At 67.4% G+C, this 22160-nt stretch carries 13 protein-coding genes; 7 read left to right on the top strand and 6 right to left on the bottom strand.

Annotation, left to right across the window (positions count from 1 at the left end):
• Window positions 1-37: 37 nt before the first annotated feature.
• Window positions 38-3457, top strand: a complete 3420-nt coding sequence (locus tag PBT88_RS17520; RefSeq protein ID WP_270076588.1) for a glycosyl hydrolase — start codon at window positions 38-40, stop codon at window positions 3455-3457.
• Between the two features lie 150 nt (window positions 3458-3607).
• Here PBT88_RS17520 and PBT88_RS17515 read toward each other — a convergent pair whose 3' ends face one another.
• The gene (locus PBT88_RS17515) at window positions 3608-4633 is read right to left on the bottom strand and encodes a glycosyltransferase family 87 protein (protein WP_270076587.1); all 1026 of its coding nucleotides are present in this window, start codon (window positions 4631-4633) and stop codon (window positions 3608-3610) included.
• Window positions 4634-4780: 147 nt separating this feature from the next.
• The gene (locus PBT88_RS17510) at window positions 4781-5839 is read right to left on the bottom strand and encodes an MBL fold metallo-hydrolase (protein ID WP_270076586.1); all 1059 of its coding nucleotides are present in this window, start codon (window positions 5837-5839) and stop codon (window positions 4781-4783) included.
• 363 nt (window positions 5840-6202) lie between these two features.
• Here PBT88_RS17510 and PBT88_RS17505 point away from each other — a divergent pair, with 363 nt between their 5' ends.
• The 4 genes from PBT88_RS17505 (at window position 6203) to glpD (ending at window position 10831) form a co-directional block, all read left to right on the top strand.
• Entirely contained in the window at window positions 6203-6817 is a 615-nt protein-coding gene (locus PBT88_RS17505) for an outer membrane protein (RefSeq protein WP_270076585.1), read from the top strand.
• A 205-nt stretch (window positions 6818-7022) separates the two neighbouring features.
• Window positions 7023-7829: an MIP/aquaporin family protein gene (locus tag PBT88_RS17500; protein WP_270076584.1), complete on the top strand. Its 807-nt coding sequence runs from the start codon at window positions 7023-7025 to the stop codon at window positions 7827-7829.
• Window positions 7830-7867: 38 nt separating this feature from the next.
• On the top strand, window positions 7868-9355 hold the full coding sequence (gene glpK / locus PBT88_RS17495) for a glycerol kinase GlpK (protein ID WP_270076583.1): 1488 nt from the start codon (window positions 7868-7870) through the stop codon (window positions 9353-9355).
• Window positions 9356-9364: 9 nt separating this feature from the next.
• Entirely contained in the window at window positions 9365-10831 is a 1467-nt protein-coding gene (gene glpD, locus PBT88_RS17490; RefSeq protein WP_270076582.1) for a glycerol-3-phosphate dehydrogenase, read from the top strand.
• Window positions 10832-10954: 123 nt separating this feature from the next.
• On the opposite strand, the gene PBT88_RS17485 is transcribed toward glpD, so the two are convergent.
• Both PBT88_RS17485 and PBT88_RS17480 read right to left on the bottom strand, forming a co-directional pair.
• Window positions 10955-12904 (bottom strand): CocE/NonD family hydrolase, encoded by a 1950-nt coding sequence (locus PBT88_RS17485; RefSeq protein ID WP_407696570.1) that lies wholly within the window; start codon window positions 12902-12904, stop codon window positions 10955-10957.
• A 91-nt stretch (window positions 12905-12995) separates the two neighbouring features.
• Entirely contained in the window at window positions 12996-15182 is a 2187-nt protein-coding gene (locus PBT88_RS17480) for a hypothetical protein (protein ID WP_270076580.1), read from the bottom strand.
• Between the two features lie 561 nt (window positions 15183-15743).
• Between PBT88_RS17480 and PBT88_RS17475 the strand changes: the two genes are divergently transcribed.
• Entirely contained in the window at window positions 15744-16985 is a 1242-nt protein-coding gene (locus PBT88_RS17475; protein WP_270079305.1) for a sugar MFS transporter, read from the top strand.
• A 57-nt stretch (window positions 16986-17042) separates the two neighbouring features.
• Here the strand turns inward: PBT88_RS17475 and putA are convergent, their stop codons facing one another.
• Complete coding sequence (gene putA, locus PBT88_RS17470) at window positions 17043-20696, bottom strand: trifunctional transcriptional regulator/proline dehydrogenase/L-glutamate gamma-semialdehyde dehydrogenase (protein WP_270079304.1); 3654 nt, start codon at window positions 20694-20696, stop codon at window positions 17043-17045.
• A gap of 122 nt (window positions 20697-20818) precedes the next feature.
• On the opposite strand from putA, the gene PBT88_RS17465 reads away from it, so the two are divergent.
• Window positions 20819-21292: an Lrp/AsnC family transcriptional regulator gene (locus PBT88_RS17465; RefSeq protein WP_270076579.1), complete on the top strand. Its 474-nt coding sequence runs from the start codon at window positions 20819-20821 to the stop codon at window positions 21290-21292.
• Window positions 21293-21364: 72 nt separating this feature from the next.
• On the opposite strand, the gene PBT88_RS17460 is transcribed toward PBT88_RS17465, so the two are convergent.
• A complete protein-coding gene (locus tag PBT88_RS17460; protein WP_270076578.1) occupies window positions 21365-22126 on the bottom strand; it encodes a response regulator in 762 nt (253 codons plus the stop codon).
• Window positions 22127-22160: the final 34 nt, after the last annotated feature.

The following is a 22160-nucleotide window of genomic DNA, read 5'->3' as shown; positions in this document are numbered from 1 at the left end:
GGTCTTGCCACATCCAAGATTCGGAAGGGATAGCGTCATGCTCCATCATATGCGGATCGGCCATGCTGTGCGCTCGGTGCTGCTCGCCACCACGATCGGCGCTGCGACCGCCGTGGCGGCTCAAACGCAGCCGACAGATAGTTTGCGGGCCAACTTCGAGATACCGCCGGAGATAGCGAAGCCTCGCGTCTGGTGGCACTGGCTGAGCGGTAACATCGCCAAGCCCGGTATCACGCTGGATCTGGAATGGATGAAGCGCGTCGGCCTCGGCGGCGTGCAGATGTTCGACGGCGACATGGGGGCGCCGCAGATCGTCGATCACCGGGTGAAGGCGCTCACCCCAGAGTGGCGCGACGACCTGAAGTTCGCGGCATCGGAGGCGGATCGCCTCGGGCTGGAATTCGGCATGGCGGCAGCGCCAGGCTGGAGCGAAACCGGCGGCCCCTGGGTGCCGCCTGAGTCCGGCATGAAGAAGGTCGTCTGGTCCGAAACGCGGGTGAAGGGCGGGCAGCGCTTTGTGGGGAAGATCGCCCCGCCCCCCTCCATCCCCGGCCCCTTCCAGGCGATCCCGATGAAAGATCCGCTTGGTCGGGTCGAGAACAGCATGCGCGGCTATGTCCACGACATCGCCGTGATCGCCTACCGCGCGCCGACGGGGGACGACAGCCTGGCCGCGCTGCATCCCGTACTGGGATCGAGCGAGCAGGGCCTGGATCTCGCAACGCTGATCGATGGCGATCTCAACAACGGGCTGACCTTGCCTACGCCGAGCGTCACCAAGCCGGTGTGGATCTCTTATCATTTCGCTACGCCGCAGACGATGCGGGCACTGTCCATGGTCGGTCCCTTCGGCGGCCGCTTCGCCGAGGGGCCAAACGGCCGGGTGGAAGCCAGCGATGACGGCGTCAGCTGGCATTCGATCCGCACGCTGACCGGCGCGGCGCATAATCCCGCCAGCGAACGGACCTTCGCCTTCGAGGCGACGACGGCGAAGTGGTTTCGCGTCATTTTCGATCGGCCCGAAGTGTCGCAGGAGCCCTATCCGCATCCCGAGGGCATCGCGCTGCGCGAGCTGGCGTTGGTGCCCGGAGCCCGCGTCGACCTGTTCGAGGAGAAGGCTGGCTTCGGCGTGATGCCGGATATCGATCTCGATCATAGCCCCGCCGTGGCGGACGACGCCGCAATCCCGACCAAGGGCATCATCGATCTCACCGCCAGGATGGGCAAGGACGGCCGTCTCGACTGGACGCCTCCCAAGGGCGACTGGATCGTCCTGCGCATGGGCTATTCGCCGACCGGCGAGGTCAATCACCCGGCCACTCCCGAAGCGACCGGTCCTGAGGTGGACAAGCTCAACGCGGCCCATGTCCGTGCGCATCTCGACGCCTATATGACGCCCGTCATCAAGGAGCTGGGCCCTCTCATCGGGGACCGGGGTCTCAAATATCTCCTGACCGACAGTTGGGAGGCCGGCAGCGAGAACTGGACCGAGGCGATGAGCGCCGAGTTCCGCACGCGGCGGGGCTATGATCTGACGCCATGGCTGCCCGTACTGGCGGGACGTGTCGTCGGCAGCGCCGCGGACAGCGATGCCTTCCTGTGGGATTTCCGGCGAACGCTCGCGGATCTCCTTGCCGAAAATCATTTCGGCACGATCACCCGTTTCGCCAAGGAGCATGGCCTGGGCTATTATGGCGAAGCGCCGGGCGCCGCGTGGCCGACCGTGGCCGATGGCATGCTCGCCAAAAGCTATACCGACATCCCGATGGGCGAGTTCTGGGCGATGCCTTTCGGCGGCAAGCCGGCCGCTTATCAGGGCGTCCGCGCCGACGAATTTCCCGCCGACATCATCGAGACGGCCTCCACCTCGCATATCTACGGCAAGGATCTGGTGGCGGCCGAATCCTTCACCTCTTCGCAGCCTTTGTGGACCACCACGCCGTGGAAGCTGAAATGGGTGGCGGACAAATATATGGCGATGGGGGTCAACCGCCTCGTCATCCACACGTCGCCGCACCAGCCCGATGACACGCACAAGCCCGGGCTGACGCTCGGGCCGTTCGGCCAGACCTTCACCCGCAACGAGACGTGGAGCGGGATGGCGCGGCCGTGGATCGAGTATCTCAGCCGCAGTTCCTACCTGCTCCAGCAGGGCAAGCCGGTCGCCGACATCCTCTATTTCTACGGCGAAGGCGCGCCCTCCGGCGTGCCCTATCGCAGCACGGGGACGCCCGCCGATCCGAGAGGCTATGGCTTCGATTATGTCAATGCCGACGCGCTGCTGCGCCTGGCCTCGGTGAAGGACGGGCGGGTCGTGTTTCCGGGCGGTGCGTCCTACGCGGTGCTCTCGCTGCCAGACGATCTGGATCGCATGACGCTGCCGATGATCCGGAAGATCCGCGATCTCGTCATTGCCGGCGCGACCGTCACCGGGCCCAAACCCCAAGGCTCGCCCAGTCTGGCGTCGGACGGCGCTGCCGTCCGCACCATCGCGGATACGCTGTGGGGCGAGACCGATGGCCATATCCTGACCCGCCATGACGTCGGTGCCGGCCGGATCTATTGGGGGCAGGCGCCGCAAGCCATCCTTGCCGACGCGGGGCTCGGCAGGGATTTCGACTACGCCGCTTCGGATCCGAAATTCGACATCCGCTTTGCTCATCGACGCCTTGCCGACGGCGACATCTATTTCGTGACCAACCAGAGCAACCAGGCCGGCCCGGTCGTGGCCGAGTTCCGGGTGTCCGGCCGGGTGCCTGAGCTGTGGCATGCCGACACCGGCAAGACCGAGGCCGTCGGCTACGATGTCAGAGGTGGGACGACGCGCGTGCCGCTGACCCTCGATCCCTATGAGGCGGTGTTCGTCGTCTTCCGCACGCCCGCGCCGGCCGCACCGGCCGCATCGGCCACCGTGGCACCGGCGCGGACGGCGGAGCTCGCCAATATCGGGGGTCCGTGGAAACTGAGCTTCACGCCGGGCTGGGGGGCGCCCGCCGCGATCACGCTGCCGCAGCTCGCATCGTGGACCGCGAACGACGATCCGGCGATCCGCTATTATTCGGGCGTCGGCACCTACGAGAAGGCGATCGACATACCCAGGCAGTGGCTGGCCGGCAGAGCGCGGATCATGCTCGATCTCGGCGCCGTCGGGGATGTTGCCGAAGTGCGGATCGACGGCAAACTGGCGGGGACGGCGTGGAAGCCGCCCTATCATGTCGATATCACCGACGCGCTGCACCCAGGGCGGCTGAAGCTGGAAATACGGGTCGCCAATGTCTGGCTCAATCGGCTCGTCGGCGACAAGCAGCCGGGCGCGAAGGTTTTTGGTTTCACCAATGCCGCGGCCGGCGGCGGTTTCGCGGCGCTCGGTGGCATTATCGAGGCGAAGACGCCGCTGGAGCCGTCCGGCATGCTGGGGCCGGTGCGACTGATATCGCAGACCCCGCAGGACAGATGATCGGAAGGAAAGTGGGCTGAATGACCGGCCCGCCTTCCCGATCGTCGCTCGGCCCGCCGGCTCCCGCCCGGCCAGCGGCGGGTCCGATGGCGGGCTCGATGGCGTGCCGTGGCAAGGGGGCCAAGCGGCTTCAGCCTTCGGTGCAGTTGTTCAGCCTGGCCTTTGGCGATGTGGATCGAGCGGGGAGGTGTCGCGGCTCCAGATGGCCCTTGCGGCCAGCCACAACACGCCGGCGCCCAGGAAGGGGCAGACGAAGGCGGCCAGCGCGGCGATGCGGTCGCGGGGGCTTGGGCCGATCAGCTGCACCGCCACGAAGGGCGCCATGGCGGTGAGGTCATAGACCAGCATATAGGGCGACATCAGCATGCTGGCGGAGACGATCAGCGCCGCGAGCTCGACGGGGCCGGCGGCCCGTGCGCGCTTCCTCAGCCAGAGGAGGGCGAGCACGGTGCCGGCCAGCAGGAAGGGCAGCGCGGGGAGGTGATGGAATTGCGCGATGCCGGCCGGGCTGACCGATCCGGCCAGCGCCTTGATCCGCGTCTCGCCCTGCGGAAAGGCGGTGATCGCGGCACGCCATGCGATCCAGAGCTTTGGCCCCAGCGTGACGAGTTCCAGCATCACCATCGCCAGCATCGACAGGGCCGCGCCCAGCAACGCCCGCCAGTCGGCGCGGAACAGCAGCACGATCGGGGCGGCAAGCAATATCTGCGGTTTGATCGTGGCGGCGAGGCCGAGCAGCACGCCCTGGCGCCATCCCTGGCAACGCACCGCCCACAGGATCATCGCCCCCACGATCGCACCGAACTGCCCGACCGCGAGCGTGGTCGCCATGACGGGGCTGGCAAGGACGAGCAGCGCGATACGGGTATCGGTAAGCCGGTAGGTCGCCCAGGCCATGCCGCCGAGCGACAGCGTGACCCACAATATCAGGGCGGGAGTCCAGCCGAGCAGCGCCAGCGGCTTCAACCAGACCAGGGTCATCGGCGGATAGACGAACGGGTTGCTCGGCTTGATCTGGTAGACCATCGCGAGCGGATCATGCGCGGCTTCGAAAAACACGCCGAAATCGTTGGCCACGATCGTCTCGTGCAGGGCGTAGGCCAGGTACAGCGCCCAGAACAGCAGGCCGAAGCCGAGAAGCTGGGCGGTCGCCCGTTGCTCTCCCCGCTGGTTCACCGCGCCCCCCGGAAAATTCTCGTCGGTTCCCCCTGAACCCCGCTACGGCAGCGGTAGCGATTATTGGTTAACAGCTCCCTGCCGCCGCTGCCGCGCGCGTGGCGTTCCTGGGGGGCGTCGCCGGCGGATCGGCTGTCGCGACAGCCCTCAGCCGAAATCTGCGACGTCGGCCGGTTGCAACGCGATGAAGGCGGCAGGATCGATGCCCTTGGCGGCAAGTCCGGCGGCGAGTTGCAGGGCGGGATCGTCCCGCGGTTCGTCGGTCAGCTTGAACGTGCCCCAGTGGATGCCGACCGCGGCCCGCGCCTCCAGATCGGCCATGATCTGGATCGCTTCTGCCGGGTTCGTGTGCTGCGCGGCCATGAACCAGCGGGGATCATAGGCGCCGATCGGCAGGAGGGCGAGATCGGTCGGGCCGAAATGCGCGCGCATCGTCCGGAATATCTGGCCGGTCCCGTAGCCGGTGTCGCCCGCGAAATAGACGAGCTTTCCCCCGGCGCGCAGCATGAAGCCGCACCACAGGGCCATGCGGCGATCGCGGATGCCGCGCGACGACCAGTGGGTGGCCGGCACGATATGGGCGGCGGCCCCCGGCGCGATCTCGAAACTCTCCCCCCAGTCACCCACGGAGATGCGGGCGGAGGGGATATGGCGGCGTATGATCGCATCGTTGCCGAGCGGCGTGACGATCCGCGGCGCGTGCCGTTCGTGCAGGGCCTTCAGCGTGGCAATGTCGAGATGGTCGTAATGATTGTGGGAGAGCAGGATCGCATCGATAGGCGGAAGATCCCCGATCCTCACGCCCGGCGCGGTGACGCGCTTGGGGCCGGCAAAGGCGAGCGGGCTCGCGCGATCCGACCAGACCGGATCGGTGAGCAGGTTGAGCCCGGCGATCTGGATCAGCAGCGTGGCATGACCGATCATGGTGACGCGCAGGCCGGCGACGCTGGCCTCGGGAACGACCGGCGTCACCGCGACGGCACCGGGCCAGGGATTGTCGGGCACCGACGTCCGCCAGCGCCATATCTGCTTCAGGGTTCGGTCGGTCTCCGGCTCGCCGGGATTGAAGAAGCGGCGGCCGTCGAAATGATCGGTGACGGGTCCGTCATGGTAGGGGTTGTTCGGCATCGGGGGGCGACTTTCGGTGGAGCGGGCGAGGGCGGTGCAGCGGGCAAGGGCGGCGGAGCGGGCGGGCGCGGCGGTCATGCCGGCGGCGGATGCGGGGCCATGACGATGATTGGCCGCCCGGCCATACCGGGAAACATCGTCCTCGCGGTTATCGCCTTCATCGAACGGACCATCGCCATGCTTTTCATTTAGGGCCGGGAAGGAAGGATATAAGGCGGAGGCGGTCAGCTTATGGCGTGGCCTCATGCCGCCTCGTCGCCCTGCTTCGCCAGGGCCATGTGTCGCTGGCTTGTGCGGGCGTTCCGGTCGCTGGTTCCGCAAGCCCCGCATCGGGAGTTGTTGCATTGCGGCAACACCTGCCATGTTACCCGCTCCCCCCACGGAACGCGGACACTTCCGCGCCGTTTCCGCCCCCGACAGCTTTTTTGTCGAGGAAAAAACATGAAGAAGTTTGCGTTCGCCGCATTGTTCGCGGCCTCCACCATGGTCGCCACCGCAGCCATGGCCCAGGACACCACCACATCGTTCCGCGGCTTTCGCGTAGAGGGCAATGCCGGTTATGACTGGGCCCACTCCGAAGGCAGCCACAACGCCAAGTTCGGCTATGGCGGCTCGGTCGGTTTCGACGGCCTGGTCGCCAACCGCATCGTGATCGGCCCCGAATTCACCTACTGGCACCCGAACGACGGCAAGAACACGGTTTCGACCAACGTGGCCGGTGGCGGCGCGCTCTACCATCGTCAGGGCGACCAGCTCAGCGGCGATATCCGGGTCGGCTATCTCGTGACGCCTGACTTCCTCGTCTTCGGCAAGGGCGGCTACGTCAACGAGCAGCAGCGCCGTCTGTTCGTCGCGCCGGTCGGCCAGACCGGCTTCGACAGCCGTGGCCATGCCGATGGCTACCAATATGGCGGCGGTGTCGAATTCACCCTGCACGACAAGTTCTCGGCGGTGCCGGGCGGTCTCTATGTCAGCGCGCAATATGTGCGTTCGCAGTTCGACAACCACACCGCGGACAATCACGCGATGGGCGGCATCGGCTTCCGCTTCAAGTGATCGGAGCGGGGCGGCGCCACGGCGTCGCCCCGTCCTTTTGGCCGCATTTCTGCGGTTTCTGCCCCGGTGCCATCACCATCCGCGCGCTTTTTCGCTGGCGGCCGGCGATCGGAGGGAATAACCGTTTCGTTCCGGAACTGATCGCTGATTCGCGCGCTGTTCCAACATAAGCCGCAGCCAATAGCGGCATCTATGAGGAGCGAGGATGTCCAACCGGCGAGCATTTCTGGGCGAGTTGATCGCCGAAGCGATTGCCATTCTGATCGTGATCAGCTTTGGCTGCTCGGTGGCGGCGATGATCGTGCTGTACGATCCCAACCCTTACAAGAACGCCTATTGGGGTGTCTGCATCACCTGGGGCATCGCGGTCACCATCTCGATCTACGTGACCGGCGCGATCTCGGGCACCCATGCCAATCCGGCGGTGACATTGTCGCTCGCCCTCTACCGCGGGTTCCCGTGGTGGAAGGTCGTGCCCTACTGGGCCGCGCAGCTCGTCGGCGCCTTTCTGGGTGCGGCGATCGTCTATGCGCTCTACTGGAACGTGATCGATCATTTCACCGCCACCCAGCATCTCACGCGGGCGGGCGGCGGCGGGGCCGGCATCTTCTTCACGTCGCCGGGGCTGGCCGTCACGCCGTTCAAGGCGTTCCTGGACGAGATCATCCTCACCGCCTTCCTGATGTTCGGCATCTTCGCGGTGACCGACGAATATAACACGATGGCCCCGCAGGCGAATTTCGGCGCGCTGATCATCGGCCTGCTGGTGGCGATCATCGGCGCCTCGGCGGGCAATCTGGAGGCATGGGCGATCAATCCGGCGCGCGACCTCGGCCCGCGTACCTTCGCCTGGCTGTTCGGCTGGGGGCCTTCCGCCTTTCCCGGCCTGCCGAGCTACTGGTGGGGCCCGATCCTGGGGCCGTTGATCGGCGGCGTCATCGGCGGCGGCTTGCAGCATCTGCTGATCCGGCCTTTCCTGCCGCGCAACAAGCCCGTCGCGGGGCCGAACTGATCCGCCTACTGATCTCATAGTGTTGATAGGAGCCTGTTATGGCCAAGAAGATTCTGCTGGCGATCGACCAGGGCACGACGTCGACCCGATCGATGAGCTTCGACACCGCCGGCAAGCCGCGCAAGGTGTCCCGCCAGGAATTCGCCCAGCATTATCCGGAGCATGGCTGGGTGGAGCATGACGTCGAGGATATCTGGAAGGACGTGAAGAAGACGCTCGGCGATGTCGCCGAGGAGGATGGCGGCGACATCCAGGCGATCGGCATCACAAACCAGCGCGAGACGGTGGTGGTGTGGGACCGCGAGACCGGCGAGGCGGTTCATAATGCGATCGTCTGGCAGGATCGCCGCACCGCCAAATTCTGCGCCGAGCTGAAGGCGCAGGGCTATGAGGACGAGGTCCGCGCCAAGACCGGCCTGATCCTCGATCCCTATTTCTCGGGCACCAAGCTCAAGTGGATCCTCGACAATGTGAAGGGCGCCCGCAAGCGCGCCGACAAGGGCGAGTTGGCGTTCGGGACGATCGACAGCTTCCTGCTGTGGCGGCTGACCGGCGGCAAGGTCCACGCCACCGATGCCTCCAACGCCTCGCGCACCCTGCTCTACGATATCCACAAGGGCCAGTGGGACGCCGATCTGTGCAAGATGCTCGACATCCCCGAGAGCCTGCTGCCCGAGGTCAAGGACAACAGCACGATCTTCGGCGAAACCGACAAGAAGCTGCTCGGCAGGGCGATCCCGATCGGCGGCATGGCCGGTGACCAGCAGGCGGCCGTCGTCGGCCAGGCCTGCTTCAAGCGCGGCGACGCCAAGTCGACCTATGGCACCGGCTGCTTCGTGCTGCTCAACACCGGCGACAAGGCGCTCAAGTCCGACAACGGCCTGCTCACCACGATCGCTTATTCGATCGGTGGCAAGACCACCTATGCGCTCGAAGGCTCGATCTTCGTCGCCGGCGCGGCGGTGAAGTGGCTGCGCGACGGGCTCGGCCTGATCCATCGCGCCGCCGACACCAACGATCTCGCCAACAAGCTGGACGACAATCACGGCGTCTACATGGTGCCGGGCTTCGTCGGCCTCGGCGCGCCGCATTGGGATCCGGACGCGCGCGCGACGATCACCGGGCTGACCTTCGATGCGACCGGCGCGCATATCGCCCGCGCCGCGCTGGAATCGGTCGCCTACCAGACCGCCGACCTGGTCGATGCGATGGTGGCGGACGGCGCCAAGGAGACGCGCACGATCCGCGTCGATGGCGGCATGGCGGCGAACGACTGGTTCTGCCAGTTCCTCGCCGACATGCTCGACACGAAAGTGGAACGTCCCGCCAATATCGAGACGACGGTGGCCGGCGCCGCCTATCTCGCCGGCCTTGCCGTGGGAGTGTGGGATAAATTGGAGGACGTCGCTGCATCCTGGAAGGAGGAGCGTGCGTTCGAGCCCCAGATGAAGAAGGGCAAGCGGGAGGATCTCAAGAAAGGCTGGCTGGACGCGCTCGCGCGCAGCCGTTCGAAGATTCCTGCCTGAGGATTGATGATGACCCAGATGAGTGAAATCGACCTGCTGATCATCGGCGGCGGCGTCAACGGCTGCGGCATCGCCCGCGACGCCGCGGGGCGCGGCCTGTCGGTGCTGTTGGTGGAGCGCGACGATCTCGCCGCGCACACCTCGTCGGCCAGCACCAAGCTGATCCATGGCGGCCTGCGCTACCTCGAATATTACGAGTTCCGGCTGGTCCGCGAGGCGCTGGCCGAGCGCGAGGTGATCCTCGGCATCGCACCGCATCTGGTCAAGCCGCTGCGCTTCGTGATGCCGCTGGTCGAGGATATGCGCCCGGCGTGGATGATCCGCACCGGCCTGTTCCTCTACGATCATATCGGCGGCAAGACGAGCCTGCCCAAGTCCGAAGGCGTCAAGCTGGAGGGCACGCCGTGGGGCGCCGGCCTCAAGGATATCGCGCGCGGCTTCGTCTATTCGGATGCCTGGGTGGACGATGCGCGACTGGTCGCGCTGAACGCCATCGCGGCGGCCGAGAAGGGCGCGACGATCCGCACCCGCGTCGGCTTCACGGGCGCGAAGCGGGATGGCGACCGCTGGATCGCGACGCTCGACGATGGCACGGAGGTCTCGGCCCGGGCGATCGTCAACACGGCGGGGCCGTGGGTGTCGCGCGTGCTCGGCGAACTGGCGGGCGCCCATGCCGAACTGCCGCCGCGTCTGGTCAAGGGCAGCCACATCATCGTGCCGCGCATGTATGAGGGCGACCACGCCTATATCCTGCAAAATGACGACAAGCGGATCATCTTCACGATCCCCTATGAGCGCGATTTCACCGTGATCGGCACCACCGACAAGCCGTTCGAGGGCGATCCCTCGGCGCCGAAGATCGACCAGGACGAGATCGACTATCTCTGCGCCTCGGTGAACCGCTACTTCACCAAGCCGATCTCCGAGAAGGACATCGTCCGCAGCTATTCGGGCGTCCGGCCGCTGTTCGACGACGGGGCCGAAAGCGCCTCGGCGGTGACGCGCGATTATGTGCTGAAGCTCGGCACCAGCGAGGGGCCGCAGGTGCTGTCCGCCTTCGGCGGCAAGATCACCACCTATCGCCGCCTCTCCGAACATGCGCTGGAGAAGCTGGAGCCGTTCCTGCCCAAGATGGGCAAGGGCTGGACCGGCGACGTGCCGCTGCCCGGCGGCGATCTGCCCGGCGGCGATTTCGAGGCGTTCCTGCTGATGGTCCGCGATCGCTGGCCGTTCCTGTCCCCCGACAATGCCGAGCGCATGGCGCGGGCCTATGGCACCCGCATCGCCATGGTGCTGGGCGACGCGACCGAGCTCGAAGATCTGGGTGGCGGGCTGTCGACGCTCGAGATCGACTATCTGGTCGAGCATGAATGGGCGCGCACTGCGGAAGATATCCTGTGGCGCCGCAGCAAGATCGGCATCCATACCGGCGAGGAGACGCTTGCCCGGATCGAGGCGCATCTGGCGCAGCGCTGACCGTCAGCCGTGCAGCGAGAGTCGCTGCACGGCCCGATATCCTGGTCCATGAGGGGCGACCGTTCCGGCGACAACGGAGCGGTCGCCCCGATCATAGGTCCGCCGGAGGCATGACCATTGGCCTCAGGGCGCGGAGACGCCGAGGGGCGCCGGAACCGAGGCCGACCCCGTGTCGGCGACGATCGGCAGCAGGATCGCGCTGGCATGGGCGCCACCGTGATAGATGCTCTGCGTCGCCGCGCGATAATCCTGCGGCTTGGCGTTGAAGATATTGTCGACATAGGTCTGTGGGTTGCGATCGTAGAGCGGGAACAGGCTCGACTGGATCTGGACCATGATCCTGTGGCCCGGCAGGAAGACGTGATCGACATTGGGCAGGGCGAAGCGGTAATTTTCGGGCTGGCCCGGCGTCAGCGCCGCCGGCTGCGACAGGCTATGGACGTAGCGGCCGCGGAAGATCTCGATGCCGATCGGCAGTTCGTAGCCGGGATTGGCCGGCTTCGATCCCTGATCCGGCCCCTCCGGCGTGCTGTCCGGCGCGACGTCGATCAGCTTGACCACCCAGTCGCTATCGGTGCCCGACGTCGCCGCGAACAGATCGACCTGCGGCGCCCCCATGATGTGGACCGGCTTGTCGAGCGCGCCGGTCCGGTAGCTGATCACGTCGGGCCGGCCATCGACGAAGCGCTGGTCGTGGACCAGCCACGTCTTCCACTGGCTGCCGGCCGCCATGTCGACCGGGCGGGGCAGGAACGGCACCGGCTTGGACGGATCCGCGACATATTCGTCATGCCCCTCCGCACCGGGCGCGGCGAACCCCGCGCGTAGGCCGGCGTCGAGATAGAGCGGCGTCGGCGTGCCCATCGGCCATTTCGGCGAGACGTCCCAATGGTTCACGCCGGTCGCATAGGTGAGCACCGGCGGGGTGTGCGGATCGGGCGCGCCCTTCAGCCAGTGATCGAAGAAGGGCTTCATGGTGTGGGCGCGGAACTCTTCCGCAGTGTCGCCGGTGAAGGTCAGCGCGCCGAGATCATAGCCATAATGGTTGACGCCCGAGTGGCGCCACGGCCCGATCACCAGCGACACCATGTCGTTATTCTTGTCCTTGGGCTCCAGCGCGCGATAGACCGCCGGCGCGCCATAGCTGTCCTCCTGGTCCCACTGGCCGACGACCAGCATCGTCGGCACGGTCAGCGGTCGCGCCGCCATCCACTTGTCGACCGCCTGGAGCGACCAGAAATCGGTGTAGGCCGGATTTTCCATCACCTTGCGGACGGACGGGACGTTCTCGATGCCCCATTGGCGGGCGAAATCGCCGACCGAGCCGGCGGCGAGATAGGTGGCGTAGTCGTCGCCCGCGCCGCGCGCGATCTTGGCGCCGGCATTGGCCTTGTCGGTGCTCTGGCCGAGGAAATAATCGAGGCTGGGAACGCGGAAGGCGCCGTTGTGGAAATCGTCGTCGCCGATCCAGGTATCGACCATCGGGCTTTGCGGCACGGCCGCCTTGAGCGCGGGATGCGGATTGATCTCCGCCATCAGCGTGGTGAAGCCGAGATAGGAGCTGCCGACCACGCCGACCTTGCCGTTGCTCTCCGGCACATGCTTCACCAGCCAGTCGATCGTATCGTAGGCGTCGGTCGATTCATCGACCTTCGTATGGTTGAGCGGGCCGATGATCGGCCGGGTCATCACGAACTGGCCTTCGGAATGATAGAGGCCGCGAATATCCTGATAGACGCGGATATAGCCGTCATTGACGAAGTCGGCGTCCATCGCCGGCAGGATCTCGGTGATCTTCTGGCTGGCGGTGCGCTCGGTCGATCCCTTGGCGTCATAGGGCGTGCGCGACAGCAGGATCGGGCCGTTGGCGGTGCCCTTCCTCATGACGATGACGGTGTAGAGCTTCACCCCGTCGCGCATCGGGATCATCACCACGCGCTTGATATAGTCGGCGTCCGGGCGGACGGCATCGTAGCTCGCCACCACATCGGGCGTCATCGGCGTGACCGGCGCGGCGGCGGCCCCCTGGGGCAGGGTGGCAAGAGCGAGGGCGAGGAGCGGCAGGGCGGTCATGGTCATGACGGAGGCGTAATTCGATTCGTGAAAGCCTGCAATGACGGCCTGTTGCGCGGTGTCGCGATGCGATCCGTCGTTCCGAACCGGCTCAGCCGCCGATCTTGCTCACCGTGGCCGGATCGTCCCGCAGGCGCAGATATAATGCGCCGTTGGCGGGATGCGGGATCGCGATCGTCGTGCCGGGATAGCCATCGGGCACCTCGGCCGGCTGCTCGAATCCGGGCGTGGTCGAGACGGCGGCGATCAGGAACAGATCGTCACCCGATAATGTGCAGGTCTGTGCCGGCGTCGGCACCGGCGCGGCGGGGGATGCCGGGGCCGATGGCGCTGGCGCGGGACTGGACGGACAGTCGAGCTGCCGGAGGCGGGGCAGGCGGACCAAAGTGCCGAGCGGAATCCAGTCGCCGGCCGCGCCGTCCCGCACGATGCGCGCGCGCAACGGGCCGAAGGCGGAGACGCCGAGCGCCTTGGCCGGTTCGATCGTCGCCAGCATCACCTGCCGATCCGCCAGCCTGAGGCCGCTGGCGGTGGACAGCGTGGCGGTGCCGCCGCCCGAATCGGCGGCGATCTCCACCGTCTCCTTGCCGGTGAACCGTCCGCCCTTGTCGGCGCGGAGCGAGAAGGTGAAGGTTGCGTCACCCGGAATCTCGGTGTCGCTGCCGAGCGTGATGGGAACCGGCGGCGCCGCCTGCGGGCGCTGGATGGCATGGGCGATCAGGCTCACCGCCATGCCCTCGGGCGGGGCGGGGGGCGACAGCGTCAGCCGATCGGTCGGGCTGCCGGCCGGGCCGGCGATGGCGATCGTCAGCGGCCCGTTCCTGGCGGCGCCCTCCTTCGCAGGCGGTGCCGACAGGGTGACGCTGAGCGTGGTGGGGCTGGTCGCGTTCCATTTCGCCGGTTGCGGCGCGGCGCCATTCGCTTGCGTGGTGATGCCGGTGACGCAGGCCGATGCCCCGCCGCTGATCGTGATGCTGCCGGCGTGCGCGCTCCCCGCATCCGCCGGCACACGCCATTGACCGCCCTGTGACGGCTGGATCGTGACCTTCGGCCCGTCGAACGGCTGGAAGCCCCAGATGCCATGCACGGTGGCGTCGAGCGGCGTCTTGAAGCCGGCGGGGAGGCGGCCATCGACATGGATGACGAGCCCGCCCTGCTCGGCGTCGGGCGTGGCCGGAAGATCGACGGTGCGGCCATCGGGAAGCGCCACGCGCAGGCTGAGATCATGCGCGTAGCGGGTGGCGTAGACCAGCGGCGCGCCATCCATCGGCAGCAGCGGCGTGCTCGCCTGCCCGCACAGCGAGGGCGAGGGATCGACCAGCTGGAGCGGCGGCACATGCACCGGCGCGACGATCGGCAGGGCGGTGACTAGCACCGACTTGGGATTGTGGAAGGAGGGCGGCGCGTTGAGCAGCAGCCCCATATGGTCGCCGTCCAGCGTCGCCAGCGCCGGGATATATTGATATTTGGCGGTGTGGATCGAGCTGAAGATGCCGATCACGTCGCGGATCGCGGCGATATAGGGGCTGTAATAGCCGAGCCCGCCCTGCGGCGTGGCGCTGAGCTGGAGCGCGAGATCGGCGCCCGGCCCGCCGACCGCATCGGTGATCGCATTGCTGTGGCCATCGTTCAAAACCAGCGATTCCTGGTTCTGGAGCAGGCAGGCGGCCTGGAGCGCAGGCAGCTTGGTCAGACAATCGGCATTGATCTTCACCTGCAGGCTGCGGGCGAGCAGCGGGGTGATCCGCGCGAGGCGGCCGGGATCGTCCGGCTCGGTCCTGCGGACGGCATCCAGATAGGTCGCCAGCCGGCCGTGATCGAGCGAGGCCTGGGCCAACTCCTGCGCGGCGCGCACGAAGGCGCCGGGGCGGCCCTGCACGGCATTGCGCAGCGTCGAGACATCGCCGCCGGTGGCCGGCGCCAGGAACAGCACGACCTGTTGCGCGCCGTCCGGCACCGTGAGCGACAGGCCCTTGCGGCCCTTCTTCGTCCAGGTTTCGGTGTCGAAGAACCATTTGTCCGGCGGCGGATTGGTCGAGCCGCGCAGGAAGGCGGCGATCAGCACATAATGGGCGGACTGGTCGTCGGGCAGATCCGCGATCACCGAAATGCCGTCCCCGGTCGCCAGCTGCGGTACTTCGGCGATCGGCAGCGTCTGGCCGCCATGCGTCACGCTGACGCGCAGCGCCGGCCCTGCCAGGTCGAAGGGCGCGGTGTCGGCAAGCGCCGGCCCGCCGAGCAGGGCGGCCAAGGCCAAGGAGAGGAGCGGCTTGTGCATGGGGATGATACGTTGCTCGACGCTGGTTGATCCATCGGCCCGTGCTTTTGCCCTGCGGTAGCAGGACTCAGGATGAACGCCGGCGTGCGCGAACCGTCCGGTGCCGGCTAATCGACACTATAGAGGCAACCTATAGGGCAGCGCCGATCGATCGGCTTCTACTAAAGTCGCATCGCCTCAAGGCTTAGGAAAGCCTGCGATCGGTCGTTACTGGTGGTGACGCGCCGCTCACTCGCTCCCCCGAGCGGCGCGTCGAACCCGCAGCGCCCGTTCGTGGCAGCGCTTGCTTCCACAGCCCGGCTTTTCTGCTCTTTCTCGCGATCGGGCGGGCGCGGGCGGCGGGGTTGCCGCGCGCGCCCGCGAGATGCCGTGGTCCGGCGTTGTCATTTCCATTCTCGCCACGGCTTCGATCGGCTACGGAAGCATCACCGCGGCTTGAGGGGACGGCGGCAATCCGGCTGACGCACCCCCTCATTTTCTCGAAGGGACGATGTGGTGGTTCAGTTTAATCATAATCAGGGGGCCGGTCAGGCCGCCGGACAGGGACAGGATGGCGGGGCGATCGATGCGCCGGAATTGCGGACCTTCGTGTTCGCGCTGTTCTTCGTGTTCGGCGGCATCACCAGCCTGAACGACGTGGTGATCCCGAAGCTGAAGGATCTGTTCACGCTCAGCTACGGCCAGGCGATGCTGGTCCAGTCGGCCTTTTTCGGGGCCTATCTGATCTGCTCGATCCCGGCCGCGGCGATCGTCGCCCGGGCCGGCTATATGCGGGCTGCCTCGATCGGCCTGCTGATCATGACGGTGGGCTGCCTGCTGTTCATTCCGGCGGCGGCGTCCAGCCAATATGCCTATTTCCTCGCTGCGATGTTCGTGCTCGGCGCCGGCATCACCACCGTGCAGGTGGTGTCCAACCCGCTGATCTCGCTGCTCGGGCCGTCGCGGACAGCCAGTAGCCGGCTGACCTTCGCGCAGGCGTTCAACTCGCTCGGCACCACGATCTTCCCGATCATCGGCTCGATCATCATCCTCGGCAGCCTGTCGAAGGTCGATCCGGCCTCGCTGACCGGCGCTGCGCTCGATGCCTTCCGCGCGGCCGAAGCGCGCGTCGTCACCCACACCTATATCGGCCTCGCCATCGCACTGACGCTGCTCGCCGGCGTGGTGTGGACCCAGCGCAACCGCCTGAAGGCGGCCCCGGCCGAGGAGAGCATCCTCCAGGCCTTCACCCTGCTCAAGCTGCCGCGCTTCAGCTTCGGCACGCTGTGCATCTTCCTCTATGTCGGTGCCGAAGTGTCGATCGGCTCGCTGATCGTGAACTATCTGATGCAGGCCGATACGCTGGCACTGCCGCAGGCCTCGGCCGGCAAGCATGTCGCGCTCTATTGGGGCGGCGCGATGGTCGGTCGCTTCATCGGCTCCTACATCCTGCGCGTGATCTCGCCGGGCAAGGTGCTGGCCGGCGTGGCGTCGGCCGCGATCGCGCTGATCCTGATCTCGATGGGCGGCCACGGCTTCATCTCGGGCTATGCGCTGCTGGCGATCGGCCTGGTCAATTCGATCATGTTCCCGACCATCTTCACGCTCGGCTGCGAAGGCCTCGGCAAGCGTGCGGCGGAAGGATCGGGGATCATCTGCATGGCGATCGTGGGCGGCGCGATCATCCCGCCGCTGACCGGCGAATTCGCCGATCATATCGGCCTGCGTCTGGCGCTGTTCGTGCCGGCGCTGTGCTACCTGATCATCGCGGCATTCGGCCTGTACGCGGCGAACCGCCCGGCGCGGGACGTGCCGAACGCATAACCGCCACGTCGCGAGCCGTTTCCCGTCATCTGGCGGGAAGCGGCTCGGGGCACGGCATCAGGAGACGGCCATCAGGCTCGCATTGCCGCCGGCGGCGGTGGTGTTGATCGACGTCGAGACCTCCTCGATCAGCCAGTCGAGCACCGGCCCTGCCGGATCGCCTGCCTGCATCGTCACGATCGCACCGTCGCGATCGGCCAATGTGCGGGATGCCAGCAGGATATCGCTCGCATCGCCTTCCACCAGCGCGGCAGCAATGCCCGCCTCGCCCAGTGCATGGTCCGACCAGGTGAGATGCTGGGCCACGGTCGCGGGAAGACCGTCCAGCCACGCGCGCTGCGCCCGCGTGGCGTCGATGACGGCATGATTGCCCGTCGCCAGCACGGCACCGATCTGCGTCCACAATCCGCGCTCGCTGTGGGCGGAAAGCGCGACCCGTCCGCGCGGGTGGATCGCGTAGAGATTGCGTTCGCCGACCGGGCCGGGAAGCTCGACCTGTTCGCCGAAGCGCGACTGGCGCCCGAAGGCTCGCACCGTCTCTGCCGTCTCGGGGCGGCCTTGCGCGTCCAGCCATTCCGCGAAAGCCGCGAGTATTGGGCGCGGTGCCGGCGCCGCCCGTTCCGGCCGCGCCGGATTGGCCACCAGCCTGGTCAGATAGAGCGGGCCGCCGGCCTTGGGGCCGGTGCCCGACAGGCCGCGCCCGCCGAACGGCTGCACGCCGACCACCGCGCCGATGATGTTGCGGTTGACGTAGAGATTGCCCGCCTCGATCCGCCGCGTAACCTGCTCGATCGTGTCGTCCAGCCGGGTATGGAGGCCGAAGGTCAGGCCGTAGCCGGTGGCGTTGATCGCGGCGACCAGCGCGTCGAGGTCGCCGCTCCGGTAGCGGATGACGTGCAGCACCGGGCCGAACACCTCGCGGCCGAGATCCTTGATCGATCCGATCTCGATGATCGTCGGCGGCACGAAGGTGCCGTGCGTCGCGTCGTCACCGAGTTCCGCCTGCTCGACCGGCCGGCCGGCGGTGCGCATCGCCTCGACGTGGCGGACGATGTTGGCCTGCGCCTCGGCGGTGATCACCGGGCCGATATCGACGGCGAGGCGGTCGGGGCGGCCGATCCGCGTCTCCTGCACCGCGCCGCGCAGCATCGCCAGCGTGCGATCGGCGACCTCCTCCTGCAGGCAGAGCAGGCGCAGCGCCGAGCAGCGCTGGCCGGCGCTGTCGAAGGCGGAGGCGATCACGTCGGCGACCACCTGTTCGGCCAGCGCGGAGGAATCCACGATCATCGCATTCTGGCCGCCGGTCTCGGCGATCAGCGGGATCGGGCGGCCATCGGCAGACACCCGTGTCGCGAGCTGCTTCTGGATCAGCCGGGCGACCTCGGTCGATCCGGTGAACATCACGCCGGCGGTGCGCGGATCGCCGACCAGCGCGGCGCCGATCGCGCCGGCCCCGGGGACGAGCTGGACTGCGCCGGCCGGTACGCCCGCCGCCAGCAGGATGCGGATCGCTTCGGCCGCGATCAGCGGCGTCTCCTCGGCCGGCTTGGCCAGCACGCTATTGCCGGCGACCAGCGCCGCCGCGACCTGCCCGCTGAAGATCGCCAGCGGGAAGTTCCACGGGCTGATGCAGACGATCGGGCCGAGCGGGCGCTGCTCGTGGCCGATCGTGCGGCGGGCTTCGGCGGCATAATAACGCAGGAAGTCGATCGCCTCGCGGACCTCGGCGATCGCGTTGGCGGCCGACTTGCCGGCCTCGCGGATCGCGAGACCGATCAGCGCCGGCATCCTGGCCTGCATCAGATCGGCGGCGCGATCGAGGCAGGCGGCGCGATCGGCGACATCGGTCGCCGCCCAGCCCGGCGCGGCGAGGGCGGCGCGCGCCATCGCCGCCCGTGCCTCGGCCTCGCTCGCCTCGACGACGGTGCCGACGATATCGCGATGATCGGCCGGGTTGCGCACCGGCTGCGGTTCGCTCTCTCCATCGGTAGGCGCGGCGGTCCAGGCCGCGCCGGCGCTCTCGGTCAGCGCCTCGGCCAGCATCGCCAGCGTCGCCTCGTCGGCGAGATCGAGGCCGGCGGAGTTGCGGCGCGCACCGTAGATGTCGGCCGGCAGCGCGATCTGGTCGTGCGGCAGGCCCGGCACCGCCATCGCGGCGACCTCCTCGATCGGATCGGCGACCAGCGCCTCGATCGGCACCGCGGGATCGCCGATGCGGTTGACGAAGGAGGAGTTGGCGCCGTTCTCCAGCAGGCGGCGGACCAGATAGGCGAGCAAGGTCTCGTGGGTGCCGACCGGCGCATAGATACGGCACGGCCGGTCCAGCTTCTCGCGGCCGACCACCTCGTCATAGAGCGGCTCGCCCATGCCGTGCAGGCACTGGAATTCATAGTCGCCGATAGTGAAGTCCGGCCCGGCGAGCTGGTAGATCGTCGCTAGCGTCTGCGCATTGTGGGTCGCGAACTGGGGGAACACCGCGTCGCGCGCGTCGAGCAGCTTGCGCGCGCAGGCGATGTAGGAGACGTCGGTGTAGATCTTGCGGGTGTAGACCGGGAAGTCGGCCTGCCCGTCGACCTGCGCGCGCTTGATCTCCGCGTCCCAATAGGCGCCCTTGACCAGCCGCACCATGATCCGCCGCCCGGTGCGCCGCGCGAGCGCGATCACGAAATCGATCACGAACGGGCAGCGCTTGCCATAGGCCTGCACGACGAAGCCCAGCCCGTTCCAGCCGGCGAGCGCGGGGTCTTCGGCGAGCGACTGCAGGATATCGAGCGACAGCTCGAGCCGATCGGCCTCCTCGGCGTCGATGTTGAAGCCGATATCGTAGGACGAGGCGAGGGCGGCCAGCGCGCGCACGTCGGGCAGCAGCTCGGTCATCACCCGATCGGCCTGGGCACGGGAATAGCGCGGGTGGAGCGCCGACAGCTTGATCGAGATACCGGGGCCGGCATGGATGCCGCGGCCGGCCGATGCCTTGCCGATCGCGTGGATCGCCTGCTCGTAATCGGCATAATAGCGCGCCGCGTCGGCCGCGGTGGCGGCGGCTTCGCCGAGCATGTCGTAGGAATAAGCGAAGCCGCGCGTCTCCAGTGGGCGCGAGCGCTTGAGCGCCTCCTCGATGGTCTGGCCGGTGACGAACTGCTCGCCCATCATCCGCATCGCCAGATCGACGCCGCGCCGGATCACCGGCTCGCCGACCCGCGCGACCAGCCGGGCCAGTGCGGACGCGAGGCCGCGATCGTCGGCGCCGGTGGTGAGCTTGCCGGTGACGACGAGGCCCCAGGTCGCGGCATTGACGAACAGCGACCGGCCGTCCCCCAGATGCGAGGACCAGTCGCCGCCGCCGACCTTGTCGCGGATCAGCGCGTCGCGGGTCGCGGTATCGGGAATGCGCAGCAGCGCTTCGGCGAGGCACATCAGCGCCACCCCCTCCTGGCTGCTCAGCGCATATTCGCGGACCAGCGCCTGGACGCCGCCGCGCGTCCCCTTGGCGCGCAGCCGCTCGATCAGCATGCGCGCGGTGCCGGCGGCGGCGGTGCGCAGCGCGTCGGGCAGGGTGGCCGCGGCGACGAGGGCGGGCACGCACGCGGTTTCCGGGCAGCGCGCGGCTGCGGTGATCGCACGGCGGAGCGGATCGGCGGGCCGAACCGCGGGCGCGAAGCGGGCGAAGGGGGCGTCTGGCGTGGCGGACGTGACGGGCGTGTCTGGCATGGCGGGCTCGCTGCGATCCTGAGTGGGCTGAGTCGTCATAGCGCGAAATGGGGCGGCGATCAGACCTTTGCTGGCTTCCACGAGGAGATGATCGCCTATATTATGCGGGCATGGCAGGAAGAATGGATGATCCGGGCGCGAATATCAGTCAGATCGACCGCTTCGATCGGCTGATCCTCGATGCGCTGGCCGAGGACGGGCGGATGACCGTCACCGAACTGGCGCAGCGGGTCGGCCTGTCCAAGACCCCGGCGCAGGTGCGGATGCGCCGGCTGATCGCGGAGGGTTATATTCTGGGCTTCCGCGCGATCGTCGATCCTGTGAAGCTCGGCCTCGATCACATCGCCTTCGCCGAGGTAAAGCTGTCCGATACCCGCGAGGCGGCATTGCGCGAGTTCAACGCCGCCGTCCGCAAGATTCGCGAGGTCGAGGAGTGCCACATGATCGCGAGCAGTTTCGATTATCTGCTCAAGGTCCGCACCGCCGATATCCGCCGTTACCGCTATGTGCTGGGCGAGAAGATATCGAGCCTGCCGCACGTCGCCAGCACCTCCACCTTCGTCGCGATGGAGACGGTGTTCGACACCGGCCCCTGATCCCGACCAGCGATCATGTGCCACGGCCCGGCGTCGCCGCGCGGCCGGCAGGGCGCCTTCCCAGGCTGGCGATCAGCCCCTGGTGACGACGGGGACGAACATATAGCCTTCGTTGCGGACGGTGCGGATCAGTTCGGCGCCACCCTCATGGCTGGCGAGCTTGCGCCGCAGCCGGCTGACCTGCACGTCGATCGCGCGATCATAAAGTTCGCTTTCATGCCCGGTCGAATAATCGAGGATCTGGTCCCGGCTCAGCACGCGGCGGGGATGTTCGACGAAGGCGCGGATCAGGCGGAATTCGGCGTCCGACAAGGCGACCAGATCGCCAGCGGGATCGGCCAGCGTCCGCCCGACGAGATCGATCGTCCAGCCTGCGAAGCGGGTGAGCCCTTCGGCGGCGTCCATCGTGACGATATGGGCCGCGATGCCTAGGGCGGTGCCCTCGCGGCGGCGCAGGACGGTGCGGATGCGCGCCAGCAATTCGCGCGGATTGCAGGGTTTCGCGAGATAGTCCTCGGCGCCCATCTCCAGCCCGACGATACGATCGATGTCGGTGCCCACTGCGGACAGCATGATCACCGGCGGCGCGCCGTCCCCGCGCTGCAACTGGCGCAGCGCGGACAGGCCATCTTCGCCGGGCATCATCACGTCCAGCACGATCAGATCGTAACGCTGGCGGCGCATCTGTTCGCGCATTTCGTTCGGGTTGCCGGCAACGTCGGTCTGATAGCCATGCTTGTCGAGGAAAGCGGAGATCAGCGTGCGGATGCCGGCATCGTCGTCGACGATGAGAATGCGGGTCGCGAGATCCATGTGGAGGAGAGTGGCGTTCATGGACGGCTATTGCCAGCCCGGTTTTGCTGTAAAA

Source organism: Sphingomonas abietis, from assembly GCF_027625475.1.
GTDB classification, from domain to species: Bacteria; Pseudomonadota; Alphaproteobacteria; order Sphingomonadales; family Sphingomonadaceae; genus Solisphingomonas; species Solisphingomonas abietis.
The sequence above is the reverse complement of the archived record's forward strand: the minus strand, read 5'-3'. Positions and strand labels throughout refer to the sequence as shown.